The 17,983-nt window shown below is 41.0% G+C and carries 17 protein-coding genes; 11 read left to right on the top strand and 6 right to left on the bottom strand.

What is annotated here, in order from left to right; translation table 11 throughout:
- Positions 1 to 3: 3 nt before the first annotated feature.
- Positions 4 to 2,265: an ATP-dependent Clp protease ATP-binding subunit ClpA gene (clpA, locus tag ACFI34_RS00965; RefSeq protein ID WP_410900601.1), complete on the top strand. Its 2,262-nt coding sequence runs from the start codon at positions 4 to 6 to the stop codon at positions 2,263 to 2,265.
- A 192-nt stretch (positions 2,266 to 2,457) separates the two neighbouring features.
- Here clpA and infA read toward each other — a convergent pair whose 3' ends face one another.
- The 4 genes from infA to trxB form a co-directional block, all read right to left on the bottom strand.
- Complete coding sequence (gene infA / locus ACFI34_RS00960) at positions 2,458 to 2,676, bottom strand: translation initiation factor IF-1 (protein ID WP_002962494.1); 219 nt, start codon at positions 2,674 to 2,676, stop codon at positions 2,458 to 2,460.
- Positions 2,677 to 2,766: 90 nt separating this feature from the next.
- Positions 2,767 to 3,471, bottom strand: a complete 705-nt coding sequence (locus tag ACFI34_RS00955) for an arginyltransferase (RefSeq protein WP_462672200.1) — start codon at positions 3,469 to 3,471, stop codon at positions 2,767 to 2,769.
- Positions 3,464 to 4,180 carry a leucyl/phenylalanyl-tRNA--protein transferase gene (aat, locus tag ACFI34_RS00950; protein ID WP_462672064.1) on the bottom strand — a complete coding sequence of 239 codons (717 nt, stop codon included), beginning with the start codon at positions 4,178 to 4,180 and terminating at the stop codon, positions 3,464 to 3,466. The genes ACFI34_RS00955 and aat overlap by 8 nt, the downstream gene beginning before the upstream one ends.
- 98 nt (positions 4,181 to 4,278) lie before the next feature.
- Positions 4,279 to 5,229, bottom strand: a complete 951-nt coding sequence (gene trxB / locus ACFI34_RS00945; protein ID WP_006792874.1) for a thioredoxin-disulfide reductase — start codon at positions 5,227 to 5,229, stop codon at positions 4,279 to 4,281.
- Between the two features lie 289 nt (positions 5,230 to 5,518).
- On the opposite strand from trxB, the gene pssA reads away from it, so the two are divergent.
- A complete protein-coding gene (gene pssA / locus ACFI34_RS00940; RefSeq protein ID WP_276755220.1) occupies positions 5,519 to 6,844 on the top strand; it encodes a CDP-diacylglycerol--serine O-phosphatidyltransferase in 1,326 nt (441 codons plus the stop codon).
- A gap of 68 nt (positions 6,845 to 6,912) precedes the next feature.
- Here the strand turns inward: pssA and ald are convergent, their stop codons facing one another.
- Entirely contained in the window at positions 6,913 to 8,034 is a 1,122-nt protein-coding gene (gene ald / locus ACFI34_RS00935) for an alanine dehydrogenase (protein ID WP_462672063.1), read from the bottom strand.
- 142 nt (positions 8,035 to 8,176) lie between these two features.
- On the opposite strand from ald, the gene lrp reads away from it, so the two are divergent.
- The 7 genes from lrp to ACFI34_RS00900 all read left to right on the top strand — a co-directional run bounded on the left by lrp (position 8,177) and on the right by ACFI34_RS00900 (position 15,614).
- Positions 8,177 to 8,656, top strand: a complete 480-nt coding sequence (lrp, locus tag ACFI34_RS00930) for a leucine-responsive transcriptional regulator Lrp (protein ID WP_006792871.1) — start codon at positions 8,177 to 8,179, stop codon at positions 8,654 to 8,656.
- Positions 8,657 to 8,813: 157 nt separating this feature from the next.
- Positions 8,814 to 11,312, top strand: a complete 2,499-nt coding sequence (locus ACFI34_RS00925; protein ID WP_058428806.1) for a DNA translocase FtsK — start codon at positions 8,814 to 8,816, stop codon at positions 11,310 to 11,312.
- The gene (gene lolA, locus ACFI34_RS00920) at positions 11,309 to 11,935 is read left to right on the top strand and encodes an outer membrane lipoprotein periplasmic chaperone LolA (protein WP_462672062.1); all 627 of its coding nucleotides are present in this window, start codon (positions 11,309 to 11,311) and stop codon (positions 11,933 to 11,935) included. Before ACFI34_RS00925 ends, lolA begins: the two co-directional genes overlap by 4 nt.
- A complete protein-coding gene (locus ACFI34_RS00915) occupies positions 11,928 to 13,271 on the top strand; it encodes a replication-associated recombination protein A (RefSeq protein WP_462672061.1) in 1,344 nt (447 codons plus the stop codon). The genes lolA and ACFI34_RS00915 overlap by 8 nt, the downstream gene beginning before the upstream one ends.
- Positions 13,264 to 13,644 carry a fluoride efflux transporter CrcB gene (gene crcB, locus ACFI34_RS00910; protein WP_010556384.1) on the top strand — a complete coding sequence of 127 codons (381 nt, stop codon included), beginning with the start codon at positions 13,264 to 13,266 and terminating at the stop codon, positions 13,642 to 13,644. Before ACFI34_RS00915 ends, crcB begins: the two co-directional genes overlap by 8 nt.
- Positions 13,645 to 13,653: 9 nt before the next feature.
- A complete protein-coding gene (gene serS, locus ACFI34_RS00905; RefSeq protein WP_462672060.1) occupies positions 13,654 to 14,958 on the top strand; it encodes a serine--tRNA ligase in 1,305 nt (434 codons plus the stop codon).
- A gap of 314 nt (positions 14,959 to 15,272) precedes the next feature.
- Positions 15,273 to 15,614 carry a hypothetical protein gene (locus ACFI34_RS00900; RefSeq protein ID WP_462672059.1) on the top strand — a complete coding sequence of 114 codons (342 nt, stop codon included), beginning with the start codon at positions 15,273 to 15,275 and terminating at the stop codon, positions 15,612 to 15,614.
- 36 nt (positions 15,615 to 15,650) lie between these two features.
- Here the strand turns inward: ACFI34_RS00900 and ACFI34_RS00895 are convergent, their stop codons facing one another.
- A complete protein-coding gene (locus ACFI34_RS00895; protein ID WP_462672058.1) occupies positions 15,651 to 16,604 on the bottom strand; it encodes an IS110 family RNA-guided transposase in 954 nt (317 codons plus the stop codon).
- Between the two features lie 336 nt (positions 16,605 to 16,940).
- Between ACFI34_RS00895 and ACFI34_RS00890 the strand changes: the two genes are divergently transcribed.
- On the top strand, positions 16,941 to 17,192 hold the full coding sequence (locus tag ACFI34_RS00890) for a hypothetical protein (protein ID WP_289107823.1): 252 nt from the start codon (positions 16,941 to 16,943) through the stop codon (positions 17,190 to 17,192).
- Between the two features lie 120 nt (positions 17,193 to 17,312).
- Positions 17,313 to 17,921 (top strand): hypothetical protein, encoded by a 609-nt coding sequence (locus tag ACFI34_RS00885; RefSeq protein ID WP_462672057.1) that lies wholly within the window; start codon positions 17,313 to 17,315, stop codon positions 17,919 to 17,921.
- The last annotated feature ends 62 nt before the right edge of the window (positions 17,922 to 17,983 follow it).

Here is a 17,983-nt window from a genome sequence, read left to right as displayed (position 1 = left end):
CCAATGCTAAACAAAGACTTAGAACTTACATTAAATGCCGCGTTTCGTGAAGCGCGCACTCGCCGTCATGAGTTTATGACTGTCGAGCACCTTTTACTTGCGCTATTAGATAACCCTTCTGCTTCAGAAGCACTAAATGCGTGTGGTGTTAACATTTCAGGCTTGAAATACGAATTGCTTGAATTTATTGATGAAACGACACCGGTTATCCCCGATTTAGAAGAAGAGCGTGAAACACAACCCACGCTTGGTTTTCAACGAGTATTACAGCGTGCGGTGTTTCATGTTCAATCATCAGGTAAAAACGAAGTTACCGGCGTAAATGTGTTGGTTGCTATTTTTTCTGAGCAAGAAAGCCAAGCCGTTTATCTGCTAAAGAAAAATGATGTTTCGCGTTTAGACATTGTTAATTTTATTTCTCATGGGATTTCAAAAACCGATGATGATTTAGGAGACGACACGGACGACATAAACGAAGAAGTGCAAGAAGTTCAAAATGAAGAGGCCAGCAAGCTAGACAGCTTCACTACAAACTTAAATGCGCAAGCACGCGATGGCAATATTGATCCATTGATTGGCCGTGACAGTGAAGTTGAACGTGCGGTACAAGTGTTGTGTCGTCGTAAAAAGAATAACCCATTGCTTGTAGGTGAAGCGGGAGTGGGTAAAACAGCGATTGCTGAAGGGTTAGCTTATCGTATTGTAAACGAGCAAGTTCCTGAAGTGATTGCAGATGCAGTCGTTTACTCTTTAGACATGGGTGCATTACTTGCTGGTACAAAATACCGTGGCGATTTTGAAAAACGTTTTAAAAGTTTATTAAAAGAGCTACAAGCAAAACCTGGCTCTATTTTGTTCATTGATGAAATTCATACCATCATTGGGGCAGGCGCTGCATCAGGTGGGGTTATGGATGCCTCTAACTTGCTTAAGCCATTACTTTCAAGTGGTAAGCTTCGTTGTATGGGGTCAACAACTTACAACGAGTATAAAAATATTTTTGAGAAAGACCGTGCACTGGTTCGTCGTTTTCAAAAAATTGATGTACTTGAGCCAAGTGTTGCCGATACCACTAAAATTCTGAATGGTTTGAAAGATCGTTATGAAGAACACCATGGTATTCGTTACACCCAAAAGGCGCTCAAAGCCGCGGCGGAGCTGAGTGCTAAATACATTAACGAGCGTCACTTACCTGATAAAGCCATTGACGTAATAGATGAAGCCGGTGCAAACCAGCGTTTGCAGCCTAGCTCTAAACGTAAAAAAACCATTGGTGTGTCAGACATTGAAATGATCATATCCAAAATGGCGCGCATTCCACCACAAAATGTATCGTCATCGGATAAAGAAACGCTTAAAAATATTGACCGTAATCTTAAAATGTTGGTGTTTGGCCAAGATCAATCAATTGATGCACTTACATCGGCAATCCGTTTGTCACGTTCAGGGCTAACAAGTGAAGAAAAGCCTGTGGGTTCTTTCTTATTTGCTGGTCCTACCGGTGTTGGTAAAACAGAGGTAACTAAGCAGCTTGCTAAGTGCATGGGTGTTGAGTTTATTCGTTTTGATATGTCTGAATATGTTGAGCGTCATGCTATTAGCCGCTTAATTGGTGCACCGCCAGGTTATGTTGGTTTTGAGCAGGGCGGTTTGCTGACCGAGGCTGTTATTAAAAATCCTCATGCGGTGGTTTTACTCGATGAGATTGAAAAAGCGCATCCAGATATTTACAACATTTTATTGCAGGTAATGGATCACGGTACATTAACCGACAACAATGGCCGTAAAGCTGACTTTAGAAATGTTGTGTTAGTCATGACCACTAATGCAGGCGTGCAAGAAACAACTCGCAAGTCAATTGGCTTTAGTGAGCAGGATCATACACACGATGCAATGGGTGAAATTAATAAAACATTTTCGCCAGAGTTTAGAAACCGCTTAGATAACATTATTTGGTTTAACCATCTTGAACGTGAAGTTATTTTGTTGGTGGTTGATAAGTTTATTGTTGAACTACAGGCACAGCTTGATAAGAAGTCGGTTAATTTTGAATTGACCTCTAAGGCACGTGAATGGTTAGCTGAAAAAGGCTACGATAAAGCGATGGGTGCACGTCCAATGGCGCGTGTTATTCAAGAAGAGCTCAAAAAGCCACTCGCAAACGAAATACTGTTTGGTAAGTTGGCTGATGGCGGCACAGTGAAGGTGTCGGTAAAAGACAAGAAAATCCGTTTTGATTACGAAAGTAGTTTAACACCAGCGTAAACGGTATAAGACTCTAAATGGCTCGCTTGTAATACCGGGCCATGTTTTATTTTATGCAACAAAAAACCCAGCAAAAGCTGGGTTTTTTGTTTATTAAATGTAATTGCTAGTCAAAGTCCATCAATTACATTTAATAAACGTCTAAAGCTAGTTACAAACTAGCCAAAAACTAAATCTCGTTTACGCACTTACTTAGCGAGCACGGAATACGATACGACCTTTCGATAAATCGTAAGGAGTCATTTCTACCGTTACTTTATCGCCGGTTAAAATACGGATATAGTTTTTGCGCATTTTACCTGAAATATGAGCCACAACTACGTGACCATTTTCTAGCTCAACTCGGAACATTGTATTTGGTAAAGTATCAAGGACGGTCCCTTGCATTTCGATTACGTCTTCTTTCGCCATGTTTAGCGTAACACCTCTTTAATAGTTAAACGCTGCAGATTTTGCCCAAAATACACCAATAAGTAAAGGCGCAGGGGCTATATTTGCAAATTAAATAGCCACCCACTCATCATTAAGCTGTTTTTGTGCGGGTAAAAACTGAGTTTTATACTTCATTTTGGTGCACTCATCAATTTGATAGCCCAAATACACAAATTGTTTATTTTGTTCTTTAGCAAATTTTAGCTGCTCTAATATCATAATTGACCCTAAGCTATAGTGTTCAAAGTCAGGGTCAAAAAACGTGTAAATAGCAGAAATAGCGTTGTCCATACAATCGGTTACGGCTACACCTACTAAAGTGTCTTGATGCCAAAGTTCGATAAATGTGATTTCAAGCCAACTGCAAAATAAAAAGCTTTGAAATTGTTCAGGCTGTGGTGGGTACATGCTGCCGTCTTGATGGCGCATAGTTATATATTTACTGTACAGCGGATAATACTCTGCTCGTTCGCTAGTAGAGTAAGTGACCGTAAACTGAGTTTTTGCTTTGTTTAGTTTACGTTTTTGTGATTTTGATGGCATAAATTCTTGCGCTAAAACACGAACAGAATTACATGCACTGCAAACGGGGCAGTGAGGGCGGTATATTTGGTTACCACTGCGCCTAAAGCCGACTGCTAACAAAGATTCGAACTTTTCTGAGCAATAATAAGTGGGATCTAATATAACTAATAGTTGTTCGCGCCTGTTGGGCAGATAACTACACGCAAATTCTTGGCTTAAACCAACACGGGCTGTCAGGTTTTCATTCATAGATTGCAATAAGTTCCTGTGGTTTCCACATAGTAGGATTAACTTTATAGGTAAGTGCATTGCTAAGTTTAGCTAAAAAATCAGTTCGAGGAATAACTTTTGCTCCCAAACTCATCAAATATGGGTTTTCGAGTTGGCAATCAATAAAATGAGCATCATGGTTTTTTAACCAATTCACAAGCGCCCACATGGCTAATTTAGAACAATTAGTTTGATGATGAAACATCGATTCGCCACAAAACACACCATTTTGCATAATTCCATACAGTCCACCTGCAAGCTCTCCGTTGCGCCACACTTCTAAGCTGTGCGCTATGCCTGCATGATGAGCATTTATGTAAGCACTTAGCATATCATTAGTGATCCAAGTACCGTCGGTATCAATGCGTTGGTCGCGGCATGCTTCAATGACTTCAACAAAGGCGTTATTAACTGTAACTGTTACGGGGTATTTTTTTAGGTGTTTACGTAAACTTTTACTAATATGAAACTCATTTAACTCCACAATGCCACGCTCACTTGGTGACCACCACATAATGGGTTCGTTATCGCTAAACCAAGGAAATATACCATTACTATAAGCATTGCAAAGGCGAGGTAGGCTCAAGTCACCACCCACAGCTAGTAGGCCGTCTGGAGAAACTAATGCATATTCTGGATTGGGAAATGCTATATCTGTATCACTTAGTTGGTATAGCTGGTTTGTCATAACGTGTTTACTTTTTATAATTTGTTTTAAAAGTGTAACTATATTTTAGGCGTAAAAAAAGGGGCTGATTGCTCAGCCCCTTTTGTAAAAAATAAACGTTATAGGTTATCTAAATAGCGCTCTGCATCAAGGGCAGCCATACAGCCTGTCCCAGCAGATGTAATCGCTTGGCGGTAAATATGGTCAGACACGTCACCTGCAGCAAAAACACCTGGTACGCTTGTTTGCGTTGCGTTACCGTTAAGACCTGACTCAACAACTAGGTAGCCGTCTTTCATTTCTAGCTGGCCTTCAAACATATCTGTGTTTGGTTTGTGGCCAATTGCTATAAATACACCCGCCAAATCTAAATCTTCAGTAGCATCAGATGCTACATCTTTAATGCGAATGCCTGTTACACCCATTTGGTCGCCCAAAACTTCGTCTAGTGTACGGTTGTAGTGCATTACCACGTTGCCGTTTGCCGCTTTTTCAGTAAGACGATCAGCAAGAATTTTTTCACTACGGAAACTATCACGACGGTGAATTACATGGACTTCATCAGCAATGTTAGATAAGTATAGTGCTTCTTCAACTGCGGTATTACCACCACCGACTACTGCTACTTTTTGACCTTTATAGAAAAAGCCATCACATGTTGCACACGCCGATACACCACGACCTTGGAAGTTTGTTTCAGACTCTAAGCCTAAGTATTTAGCAGATGCGCCAGTGGCAATGATCAGCGCATCACATGTGTATGTACCTTGATCACCAGTCAGTGTGAAAGGGCGTTTAGAAACATCAACTTTATTTATGTGGTCAAACACAATTTCGGTTTCAAAGCGTTCAGCATGCTCTTTCATACGATCCATTAATGCAGGGCCTGTTAAACCGTGTGCATCACCCGGCCAGTTTTCAACTTCAGTGGTAGTAGTTAATTGACCACCTTGTTGCATACCTGTAATTAAAACAGGGTTTAAATTTGCACGGGCTGCATATACTGCTGCCGTGTAACCAGCTGGGCCAGAGCCTAAAATTAGTAGCTTGCTATGTTTTGCTTCAGTCATGATATTTTCCTAAACGATTCTATACGGTCATTAATGCGCTCGATTCTAAGAAAAACAAGGCAGAAGTAAACAAAATCTGAGATTATTTTTTTTAGTAAATCGAAAAGCTGTTCATTTTTATGTACTAAACAATCACACTTTTACGCCTTACAGGGTAAACTAGCTCAATAAATAGACTAACAAGCAACAAAACGTCGTTAATTCATGACCACTTTGATTTTTTTTGTTATGTTTTACCTAATTTTGATTTGTCACTGATAGATTATGTGACCTAAATGAATAGGCAACTATGTTATTTTGGCAGGAAAAACCCGCATTTGGGTTGACTTCAAAAGACGTTAACGTCTTAACCAATGCGCAAGATTACCGCACACAATTACTTAATTTAATCGCTAACGCAAAAACGCGCATTTATATTACTGCGCTTTATTTGCAAGATGATGAAGCAGGCCGCGAAGTTTTAGAGGCATTACACAATGCGTCTTTAGCCAACCCTGCACTTGAAGTAAAAGTACTGGTCGATTTTCATCGTGCCCAGCGTGGGCTTATTGGTGCTGAGAAATCAGACGGGAACGCAAGTTTATACTGTGACTATCTAGAAAAATTTAAATCAAATGTCCAAGTATTTGGTGTGCCGGTAAAAGCGAAAGAGCTGTTTGGTGTATTACACCTAAAAGGCTTTGTTATAGACGACACGTTGCTTTACAGCGGTGCTAGCTTAAATAATGTGTATTTACAGCACAGTGACCGCTACAGGCTTGACCGTTACTTTTTAATTACGCAAAAAGGCCTGTGTGACTCTGTAATAGACTTTATTGAATCAAAGCTATTGAGTTCAGTGGCAGTGCCTCGTATCGACACGCGTCCGCTCAAGCGATTAATTGACTTTAAACTTGAACAAAAGCAATTAATGCGTGATCTAAAAGCAGCAAGTTATAAGTCGGCTGAGCAAGCAAGCAATAATGCGTTAAATATTCGCTTGTTTTTAGGGCTTGGGCGTCGTCATAACGAACTTAATCGTATGATCAAAGCCCTTTTTGATACAACAGAGCGTGAGTTAGTACTTTATACACCGTACTTCAATTTTCCTGCGCCGCTTATGCGTTCGTTACGCAGGCTTTTGAAACAAGGCAAACATATTACAATTGTTGTGGGTGATAAAACCGCTAATGATTTTTATATGCCACCTAGTGAGCCGTTTAGTAAAATTGGTGCGTTGCCTTATTTATACGAAACTATTTTGCATAAATTTGTTAAAACACAAAAACGCCATATAGATAACGGTAACTTAAATGTATACCTTTGGAAACACGACAATAACTCTTTCCATTTAAAAGGAATATGTGCAGATAGATCAAAGCATTTATTGAGTGGGCATAACCTAAACCCACGTGCATGGGGCTTAGACATAGAAAACGGTATATTAATTGAAGATCCTGAGCAAACTATAATGCAAGCAATTGATAACGAAAAGCATGAAATTCTTAAGCACTGTCGCCGACTAACAGGGCCAGACGATTTAGAAACCATGGAAGATTACCCTCAGCCAGTTAAAAAGTTACTTGGCCAAGCAAAACGGGTAAAAGTAGACTTTATTATTAAACGGTTTATTTAGATTGAATTTAAATTAGACATAAAAAAAGCAGCTTTATAGCTGCTTTTTTTGTTGGTACAAACGCTTAATTAAGCGTTTTCAACCGCTGTACGTGGGTCAACGTAATCCATGTTAAATGCTTCAGCAACTTCTTTGTACGTTACTTGGCCTTTAATTACATTTAAGCCTTTTAGGAAGTTAGCGTCGTCTAGCAATGCCTTTTTGTAACCTTTGTTTGCAAGGTTAATGATAAACGGCAATGTTGCATTGTTAAGTGCAAATGTAGACGTACGTGGAACAGCACCCGGCATGTTAGCAACACAGTAGTGAACAACTTCATCAACGATGAAAGTAGGATCAGCGTGTGTGGTTGCTTTAGATGTTGCAATACAACCGCCTTGGTCAATAGCAACGTCAACAATAGCAGCGCCAGGCTTCATTGCTTTGATGTGCTCTGCTGTTACAAGCTTAGGAGCAGCAGCACCAGGGATTAGTACGCCACCAATTACTAGGTCTGCTTCTAGTACGTGTTTTTCTAGTGCATCAGCCGTTGAGTAAATTGCTTTTACTTTATTACCAAATTGCGCGTCTAGTGCACGTAGTACATCGATATTACGATCAAGTACTACAACATCAGCACCTAGGCCTACAGCCATTTGTGCAGCGCTACGACCAACCATGCCGCCGCCGATAACTACAACTTTAGCCGGCTCAACACCAGGTACACCGCCTAGTAACATACCACGACCGTGGTTAGATTTTTCAAGGGCTTGTGCACCGGCTTGGATAGACATACGGCCAGCTACTTCACTCATTGGCGCTAAAAGTGGTAAACCACCACGAGAGTCAGTTACTGTTTCATAAGCAATACAAATGGCTTTGCTCTTAACAAGGTCTTCAGTTTGTGGAAGATCCGGTGCAAGGTGAAGGTAAGTGAAAAGAATTTGGTCTTCACGAAGCATTGCACGTTCAACTGCTTGTGGTTCTTTTACTTTTACAATCATGTCTGCGTTTGCAAAAACGTCAGCCGCAGTTGCTAAAATGTTTGCACCTGCTTGGGTGTAATCTTCATCTGTAAAACCAATGCCCATACCTGCATTCGTTTCTACAATCACTTGGTGGCCGTGATTAACTAATTCACGAACACTAGCAGGAACCATACCTACACGGTATTCATGGTTTTTGATTTCTTTAGGTACACCAATAATCATAACATTTGCCTTATTAAGAACGGATTGAAATTTTTCACTATTATATTCATGACAAGCCAGTGTGTCTCACCTTTTTTAAATACCAAGCTAGTGTTATTATCTAAATAATAAAAAAAAACAGAATAAAAAACTAGTGAGCCTTATGCATCAGTTATTAGACAGAATAGACCGTAAAATTTTGATGGAATTACAACATGATGGGCGTCTTTCAAATGTTGAACTGGCCCGACGAGTTGGCCTGAGCGCCACGCCCTGCCTAGAGCGCGTAAAAAAGCTTGAGCGAGAAGGTTACATACTCGGATACAAAGCGGTGGTCGATCCGGCTAAGTTAGGGCAGGGGTTATCTGTGTATGTAGAAGTTACGATTACCAAAACCTCGCCAGACGTATTTGACGAGTTTAGTGCAGCCGTGAAAAAGCACGAAGAAATAATAGAATGTCACCTAGTGTCGGGTAATTTTGATTTCTTACTTAAAACGCGTGTTAATGATATGTCAGAATACCGTGGTGTATTAGGAGACATTCTTTTAAAATTGCCAAACGTGAGTGAAAGTCGCACCTATGTAGTTATGGAAGAAGTAAAAGGTGAAGACGGCGTAATTATTCGCCCTTATATTGCATAAGTTTAACTGTTAAAGGTAAACAGACTCAAATTTATAAAAACGTGTTCATAATCAGGCCATACACATTAAGATAAAGTGCATCAAATTGCATTTCCTGCTAAGGTATTTGACTGCTGTTGAAGTGTAATAAATAGAATAATAAGAGGGATAGGAAGTTATGCGCCTAAACGGTGTGCAAAGACTATTAGAAACAGGGCTGATTATCAGTACCTTTGCTGCAATATTTATTTTATGTGCCTTAATCAGTTTTGATCCGGCAGATCCTTCGTGGTCACAAACCGGCGAATTTAGAAACGTAAAAAATATTACAGGCACAGCCGGTGCGTGGGTTGCCGATATACTGCTGCTTACTTTTGGATGGCTTGCGTATTTAGTTCCGGCGGCGATTCAGTTATTCGGCTATTTATTGTTTAAACAGCCGCACCGTATTTTACAGCTTGATTACACAACATTAGCCCTTCGCATTATAGGCTTAGCCCTGTTTGTGACCTCAGCTACGGCAATTAGCAGTATCAACTTCGACGATATTTATAATTTTTCATCAGGCGGGGTAGTGGGAGATGTCATTGCGACTGCCATGATGCCGGCGTTTAATTTTACCGGCACATCAATTTTGCTATTGTGTTTCTTTTTTGCAGGATTAACCCTTTTAACGGGCGTGTCGTGGGTTGATTTTGTAGATTACCTAGGCGATTTAATGGTTAGGTTGTATCGCTTTATTACTTCGTACATAAAAGGTTGGATAAACAGAGAACGAATTGCTGCAAACACAAATAATGACAATGCAGATGCTCAGTTTAACGACGATCTCACAGAGCAGCTTGAAGCGCCAGTAGAGGCGAAAAACAACGCACCTCAAAAAGCCATTAATAAACCGCAAACACCTTTTGCAGAGCCACAAATCAGTGACGACTACAGCCCATTTGATGAGCTTGACGATATACTCGATCAAGAAATTGGCTTCAGTGCAATAGATGATGAACCAATGGATACGGCAGCGGCACTAAACGCGCTTGATCAAAGCCAAGTTGTAGAACCTGAAAAACCAGTTACAACAGTGGTATCGCCAGCAAGGCCTATGCCTAAAGCAAAGCCTGCGTATCAGCCACCACCAACAGCAAAAGAAAAGTTTGAACAACTGCTTGACCAAGAGCCGCCACCAGGCCCATTACCGTCGCTTGATTTACTCGACAGACCCGATAAAGCTAAAAACCCAATTTCGCAAGAAGAGCTCGATGTTGTATCACGCCTTGTAGAGACAAAACTTCTCGACTTTAACGTACAAGCCACTGTCGTTGGTGTATATCCAGGCCCTGTTGTTACACGTTTTGAGCTTGATTTAGCACCAGGTATTAAGGTGTCTAAAATTACCGGTTTATCAAAAGATTTAGCCCGTTCGCTTTCAGCTATTAGTGTACGTGTTGTTGAAGTTATTCCGGGTAAAACTTACATAGGCATAGAGCTGCCTAACAAACACCGTGAAATAGTGCGTTTATCGGAAGTAATAAATGCGCCTAAGTTTGAGCAAAACCCATCGCCGCTTACCATGGTGCTAGGTAAAGATATTGCAGGTCAGCCAGTGTGTGCTGACCTTGGTAAAATGCCGCATTTATTGGTAGCTGGTACAACGGGCTCGGGTAAGTCAGTGGGCGTTAATGTAATGATATTAAGCTTACTGTATAAATCGGGCCCAGATGATGTACGTATGATCATGATTGACCCTAAAATGCTTGAACTTTCGGTTTACGAGGGTATACCGCATTTATTATGTGAAGTTGTTACCGACATGAAAGAAGCGGCTAACGCGCTGCGTTGGTGTGTAGGTGAAATGGAACGCCGTTATAAATTAATGTCGGCGTTGGGTGTACGTAATTTAAAAGGTTACAACCAAAAAGTACTTGATGCCAAAGAAGCGGGCTACCCCATTATGGATCCACTTTTTAAAGACACAGACGGCATGAAGGACGGCCCCGACGAGCTTGAAAAACTACCAAGCATTGTTGTGGTAATTGATGAGTTTGCCGACATGATGATGATTGTTGGTAAAAAAGTAGAAGAACTTATTGCACGTATTGCACAAAAAGCACGTGCAGCAGGGATTCACTTAGTACTTGCAACACAGCGCCCGTCGGTTGATGTAATTACAGGCTTAATTAAAGCGAATATACCAACGCGCATGGCGTTTCAGGTATCAAGTAAAATAGACTCGCGCACCATACTTGACCAGCAAGGAGCCGAAAACTTACTAGGTATGGGTGACATGCTTTATTTACCGCCAGGCACAAGCGTGCCAGAGCGTGTGCATGGCGCATTTGTAGATGACCACGAAGTACACGCAGTCGTTAACGATTGGAAAGCGCGTGCTAAGCCTAATTACATAGATGAAATTCTTAATGGCGATGCCACTGAAGATATTTTACTACCCGGTGAAGCAAGTGAAAGTGCAGATGAAGAGTCAGACCCACTTTACGACGAAGCGGTCGCATTTGTAATTGAGACAGGCAAGGTATCGGTTTCATCAGTACAACGTAAATTACGTGTTGGCTATAACCGTGCAGCACGCTTAGTAGAACAAATGGAAACATCAGGTATCGTAAGTTCACCAGGTCATAATGGTGCTCGCGATGTATTAGTACCTAATGGAGCAAACCAATGAAAAAATTAAACAGTTTATTATTAGTATTAAGTGGCTTAATTGCCGCACCGAGTTTTGCAGACGACAGCCAAGCACTGCAAGACAAACTGGCAACACTTAAAAGCTTTAAAGCCCAGTTTGCACAAAAAGTAACAGACAAAGAAGGCCAAGCTGTAATGCAAGGCGAGGGTACTATCGCCCTTAAACAACCTATGATGATACGCTGGGAACAAACCAACCCAGACGATACCTTATTTGTATCTAATGGTGATAAAACCTATTACTTCGACAGTTTTGCTGAGCAAGTAACCATAATGGATACTCACAGCTTAATTGACTCAACGCCGTTTGTATTACTTACCTCAAAAGACCCTGCACAATGGGAAAAATACAGTGTTCAAGCAACAGACTCTGGCTATAGTGTTACGCCAAATAAAGGCGTAGAAAGCCAAGTAGAGCAGTTAGATATTACGTTTGTGGATAACCAAGCAGGCCTTGCAACATTAGTAGTGACAGATAACTCGGGCCAACTTTCATCGTTTACTTTTAACGATGCTAAAGTAAACACCGAGCTTGACGCCACAGTATTTGAATTTACACCGCCAGAGGGCGTTGAAATAGACGATCAAAGCCACGGTGAGTAATTTAGGCTTTAACTTTGGACCCGATGTACGCCCACTTGCGGCGCGAATGCGCCCTACAACGCTTGATGAATACATAGGTCAGCAGCATTTACTGAGTGACGACAAACCTTTGCATCAAGCTATTGTTGCAGGGCGCTGCCATAGCTTAATTTTGTGGGGGCCGCCAGGGGTGGGTAAAACAACCTTGGCGCAAATTATTGCAAACCACGCCGATGCCGAGCTTATACAAATGTCGGCTGTGACTGCAGGCGTAAAAGATATTCGCGACAGCGTAACGCAAGCGCACGATAACCTACAAAGCCGCGGGCAACGCACCTTAATGTTTGTGGATGAAGTACACCGCTTTAACAAATCGCAGCAAGATGCATTTTTACCTCACATAGAAGACGGCACGTTTATATTTGTAGGCGCGACAACCGAAAACCCCTCGTTTGCACTTAATAATGCGATTTTATCGCGCGCACGCGTGTATGTTTTAAAGTCGCTTGCCGATACCGACTTATACACAGTAATAGAGCGCGCACTTGAGCAAGATGAGCAACTAAACCAAAAAAACATTGTGATTGCCGATAACGCCAAAAAGGCGCTTTGCCAAGCAAGCGGCGGCGATGCCCGTAAAGTATTGAACCTACTTGAGCAAGCGGTTGATTTAACGAGTGAGCAAAACGGTAAATACAACGTAGATGAGCACGTATTAAGCCAAGTATTGCCAACCCATTTAGCTAAATACGATAAAGGCGGCGATGAATTTTACGATTTAATCTCGGCTTTTCATAAATCGGTACGAGGCAGCTCACCGGATGGTGCGCTGTATTGGTATTGCCGTATTTTAGCCGGTGGCGGCGACCCACTTTATGTAGCAAGGCGCTTACTTGCCATTGCCACAGAAGACATAGGTAACGCCGACCCACGTGCGATGGAAGTGGCGTTAAACGCATGGGATATATTTCAGCGTGTAGGCCCAAGTGAGGGCGAACGCGCCATTGCACAAGCCACTTTGTATTTAGCCAGCGCACCCAAAAGTAATGCAGTTTATATGGCGTTTAATCAAGCAAAAGCTGATGCCAAAAATGAGCCAAGTTACCCAGTGCCTGAGCATTTACGCAATGCACCAACCAACTTAATGAAAGACTTAGGTTATGGCGCCGAATACCGCTACGCGCATAACGAAGAGGGCGCCTTTGCCGCCGGTGAAAAATACTTACCGCCAGAAATGGACGGCAAGGAATATTACCTACCAACCGATCGCGGCCTTGAGCAAAAAATTAAACAAAAACTTGATTACTTAAAAGAGCGCGACGCGCAAAGCCCACTTAAACGATACGAAAATGATTAAACTTTATATGATGATCGCCCTTGGCGGTGCCTCAGGGGCTTGTTTACGATTTTTTATTAGCGAAACCATGCTAAAACTCCTTGGTAGGGGATTCCCTTTTGGTACGTTGGCGGTTAATATTCTGGGTTCATTGTTAATGGGCGTTTTATACGGTTTGATAGATAAACAAATTATCACTGTAAGCCCCGCTAAAACCCTTATCGGTATTGGCTTTTTAGGTGCATTAACCACCTTTTCAACATTCTCAATGGACTCGTTGTTGTTGTTACAACAAGGTCACTTTATTAAAATGGCCCTCAATATCATCTTAAATGTGATGGTCTGTATTTTTATGGCTTGGCTGGGCCTTCAGCTGGTAATGCAAAAAGGTTAAAAAACTAACATGTTAGATTCTAAATATTTACGACAAGACGTTGAGCAAACTGCAGCACGCTTAGCGGCTCGTGGCTACGAGCTTGATGTTGCAAAAGTGACAGAACTTGAAGAGCAACGCAAAACATTACAAGTAAAAACGCAAGAGCTTCAAAGTCAACGTAACGCCAGTGCTAAAGCCATTGGCCAAGCAAAAGCGAAAGGCGAAGACGCACAGCCGCTATTAGACGCAGTGGCAAACTTAGGCAGCGAATTAGACGCAACTAAAAAAGCGCAAGACGAAGTACTCAACGCGATTAACGACATTGCTTTAGCAATTCCAAATTTACCAGACGAATCAGTACCAGAAGGCGCTGATGAAGACGACAACGTTGAAATACTTACCTGGGGCACGCCTAAAAAGTACGACTTTGAAGTAAAAGATCACGTGGACGTAGGGCAAGACCTAAACGGCCTAGATTTTGAAATGGGCGTTAAAATTAGTGGCGCACGTTTTACAGTAATGCGCGGCCAAGTAGCACGTATGCACCGTGCACTAACGCAATACATGCTAGACACCCACACAGACACAAACGGCTATACAGAAATGTATGTACCGTACTTAGTAAACAGCGCAAGCCTATACGGCACAAGCCAATTACCTAAGTTTGCAGGCGACTTATTCCATACATTAGGCCTAGTAAACGACGACGGTGAACAACAAGCTGGCTTTAGCTTAATCCCAACAGCAGAAGTACCGTTGACTAACAGCGCACGCGACGAGATTTACGACGAAAGCGATTTACCGATTCGCTTAACTGCGCACACACCATGTTTTAGAAGTGAAGCGGGCAGCTACGGTCGCGATACACGCGGCTTAATTCGCCAGCACCAGTTTGATAAAGTTGAACTAGTACAACTAGTTAAACCAGAAGATTCAATGCAAGCGCTTGAAGAGCTAACAGGCCACGCAGAGCAAATTTTACAAGCATTAGAACTACCATACCGTAAAGTAATTTTATGTATGGGCGACATGGGCTTTGGCGCAGCTAAAACATACGACTTAGAAGTATGGTTACCAGCGCAAGATACCTACCGCGAAATTTCGTCTTGTTCAAATATGGTCGATTTCCAAGCGCGCCGTATGCAAGCTCGTTTTCGCCGTGAAGGTGCTAAAAAGCCAGAGTTACTACATACACTAAATGGTTCCGGTTTAGCCGTTGGCCGTACACTCGTAGCCATACTAGAAAACTACCAACAAGCCGATGGTTCAGTAGTCGTGCCAGAAGTATTACGCCCATACATGGGTGGACTTGAAGTGATTGGTAAACAATAAAATTCAAGTTTAAGTTTGTAAATCTTAATTCGAAAGCCGCTGTTTGTAATAAACAGCGGCTTTTTTGTTTAAGTTATCTGATTAATAATAGAGATTCCCCCTTTTTTTAGGCCATTACTTCTTGTCCAATATTACTGTTCTCTTCTATTTTGGTGTTTTCTCGCATCCAGTATATTTAGATGATAGTTAACTAGTTGTTTACATGTGTCTATTCGCTGGTTAAATTAGATGATTAGTAATAATTGGACATTTGTCGGTTTATAAAGCGACAAATGTCGGATACAAAGTTGTTAGGCATCCATGGAGCTTCGATTATGAAATCGGTAATTATAAAAGGGTTAAGTATCCTCGTTGCTTTGCTATCTTTGGGTTGGGCTATTTATGATTTTACATGGGAGCCTATAATTGTATTTTTTGTATCTTTAATTGCTTTATTGGGAACTTTTATGAATGATAAAAAAGAACTAGAAGGTAAAGGTGGTAATGCTATCGTTGGTGGAAAAAACTCAGATATTGAAGTGTTTAATGAAGGTGAAATATCTGCTGGAGAAGGTGGTACAGGAGGTAATGGCGGAGATGCGTTCCATGTTTCTGAGGGTGTAAAAGTAAAAATTATTAACCAAGGTGTTATTAGAGGCGGTAATGCTGGCAAATAAATGCCTAACAAGTGACTATGGTGTCAATTCCTAATTTTAAACCAATTTAGGATCCCACATGACACCATCTCGCACCATTGAATTTATGATTTCTACCAGCTTTCGTATGCACGCAATTATAGCTACTTTTTTAGGCTTTCCTGCTTTGACCATCCGTTGATAAAGGTCTTTAAATTTAGAATTGCACTGAATGGCTGACATCATTGCCATATACATGGCAGTTCTAATTTTAGGTCGGCCGCCGCGTGTCATTCGCTTACCTTGATACACACCACTTTCACGATTAAATGGGGCTACACCCACTAAAGAAGCTGCCTCTTTGTTGTTCACATAACCTAACTCAGGCATATCACTAAGCAAGTTAAATGCGACCACATTGCCAACACCAGGCACACTTTGGATAATGGCATTTTTTGCTTTGTATTCGTCACATTCCTCAATCAGTTTTTGAAGTTTTAAATCGACTTTATCTAATTTGTTTTTCAGTGCAGTTAAGATAGGTTTTATGAGTGATGATAGTGTTTTTGGCATTATTTGAGAACGATTTTTCTCCATCGTTTGCATATCCATTAACTGGCGTCTTCTCGAGAGTAAATCACTCATCAAGCGCATTTGCTCTGGCTTTAAAGATGATAAAGGCGGTTTAATTGCTTCACCAAAGTGAGCGATAAGTTGTGCATCAAGTTTATCAGTTTTAGCTTTTTGTCCGATAGCGCCTGCGAAGCGTTTTATGTTCACGGGATTAGCAACAACGAAGGGAATATTCGCCTCAGCGCAGGCTATAATAAAAGGCTGTTCAAGACGACCAGTCGCCTCAATAGTAACACGCGTTACTGGGTGTTTTTTTAAGATTTGAATGGCGTGTTTAATGCCACTTTGGTTATTTTCTACAGTAAAATAAATGTCTAAAGGCCTGATATAAATATCGAGTTGTGTTTTACCTGTATCGACACCGACGTTAATTTCATTTTGATTATTGTTTGTATTCATAATAAGCTGACTCTGCCTTGCTATTCGGGCTCGAGGCCCCGTTGACTATCCGAGTTTAATGCTTGGAGTTTATACAGCGTTCTAACTTGTTACCGGTCTCTCAATAGAGGAGCCTACGCTCAATCGAACTACTGTATAAAAGGCTTTGGTTGCAGCCAAAGCTTGGGCCTCACATTATCCGAACTAGGTTAGAATAATAATTAATTTATGGAGTTATTATCCATACAAGAACTTCAAACGGAAAATACAGTTGGCTGTTTTCACTCCGTTCAACATTTTAGCCAACTATATTTTTCCGCTTAAGTAGGTGTTATATACCCCAAGGAGTTTGTGTTTATGGATATAGATCAAAGTATAAAAATTATCGAGCAACAAAATCGAAAACTTTTCAGTGCAACCCACACATGGCTTATTGTCATTGGAATTTCCACAATCGCGCTCATCCTTACTCTAACTATTCCGCCTATACCAGCCGCTTTAATAACAGGTATATCAGCATTTTTTGTTCTTTATTATTATGTTGCTCATGCGATTAAAAAAGTTAATGCTCGTATCACGTTAATGGAAACAAGAAATAAAACAAAGTAAGGTTATATAACAAGCGCCTAAACTCCGACAATGTTACGTTGTCATGTTTTTGGCAAACAACGCAAAAAGCTATGCCAACACATTGCGTGTTAGGCGGGCGTTATATTTTATGGAGAAACTGTGAGTATTTGTCTAACTATTTCAAAAATTGACTGGGCAATAACTAAGGATGTGTTTACGATTATTGGAACAATTTCAGCGATTGTTATTGGGATAATCGGATTAACCACTTGGCGTAGACAATTGAAAGGCACAAGTGAATATGAAGTAGCTAAGAAAGCTATATTACTTACATATGAAGTTGAACAAGCCATCCAAGGTGTACGAAATCCTATGTTACACCTTCCAAAAGAAGAAGTTGAAGCTGGTCGTCGGCTAGAAGCCGAACAACAAATATATTCAGATCGCTTCATCGTTCTAGAGAATAAATGGGCTGAACTACAAACTATAAAACTTGAATCTAAGGTTATTTGGGGTAATGCCGCAGCTGAAAGTTTCAATGAAATAAGAGATATTATTGGAAAATTAAGAGGTGGTATCTGGCTTCATTTCTGGATGAATGGTGCATATGCTGGTCCAGGTGCAACCGTGGATAATAGTGCAGAGCGCAAAATAGAAAACGATAAAATTGTGTACTATATCTCTGAAGATGATGAATTTTCATTAAAAATAAAACGTGCTGTAGAGCATGTTGAAAACATTTTTAAAGACAAAGTGCGCAGCAAATAAAATATAACAAGCTGTTTATGGAATGGACGCATTAATACTTGGCTGGCGCTCATTCTTCGCTA

It is taken from the genome of Pseudoalteromonas sp. PSi26 (assembly GCF_054960575.1).
The sequence above is the reverse complement of the archived record's forward strand: the minus strand, read 5'-3'. Positions and strand labels throughout refer to the sequence as shown.

Bases quoted from the DNA above. Each gene is read 5' to 3' on its own strand.
- ACFI34_RS00955 (WP_462672200.1), bottom strand. From the start codon at position 3,471: ATGAATGAAAACCTGACAGCCCGTGTTGGTTTAAGCCAAGAATTTGCG.
- clpA (WP_410900601.1), top strand. From the start codon at position 4: ATGCTAAACAAAGACTTAGAACTTACATTAAATGCCGCGTTTCGTGAA.
- pssA (WP_276755220.1), top strand. From the start codon at position 5,519: ATGTTATTTTGGCAGGAAAAACCCGCATTTGGGTTGACTTCAAAAGAC.
- trxB (WP_006792874.1), bottom strand. From the start codon at position 5,229: ATGACTGAAGCAAAACATAGCAAGCTACTAATTTTAGGCTCTGGCCCA.
- infA (WP_002962494.1), bottom strand. From the start codon at position 2,676: ATGGCGAAAGAAGACGTAATCGAAATGCAAGGGACCGTCCTTGATACT.
- ACFI34_RS00925 (WP_058428806.1), top strand. From the start codon at position 8,814: ATGCGCCTAAACGGTGTGCAAAGACTATTAGAAACAGGGCTGATTATC.
- ACFI34_RS00900 (WP_462672059.1), top strand. From the start codon at position 15,273: ATGAAATCGGTAATTATAAAAGGGTTAAGTATCCTCGTTGCTTTGCTA.
- ACFI34_RS00895 (WP_462672058.1), bottom strand. From the start codon at position 16,604: ATGAATACAAACAATAATCAAAATGAAATTAACGTCGGTGTCGATACA.
- serS (WP_462672060.1), top strand. From the start codon at position 13,654: ATGTTAGATTCTAAATATTTACGACAAGACGTTGAGCAAACTGCAGCA.
- ald (WP_462672063.1), bottom strand. From the start codon at position 8,034: ATGATTATTGGTGTACCTAAAGAAATCAAAAACCATGAATACCGTGTA.
- lolA (WP_462672062.1), top strand. From the start codon at position 11,309: ATGAAAAAATTAAACAGTTTATTATTAGTATTAAGTGGCTTAATTGCC.
- aat (WP_462672064.1), bottom strand. From the start codon at position 4,180: ATGACAAACCAGCTATACCAACTAAGTGATACAGATATAGCATTTCCC.
- ACFI34_RS00890 (WP_289107823.1), top strand. From the start codon at position 16,941: ATGGATATAGATCAAAGTATAAAAATTATCGAGCAACAAAATCGAAAA.
- crcB (WP_010556384.1), top strand. From the start codon at position 13,264: ATGATTAAACTTTATATGATGATCGCCCTTGGCGGTGCCTCAGGGGCT.
- lrp (WP_006792871.1), top strand. From the start codon at position 8,177: ATGCATCAGTTATTAGACAGAATAGACCGTAAAATTTTGATGGAATTA.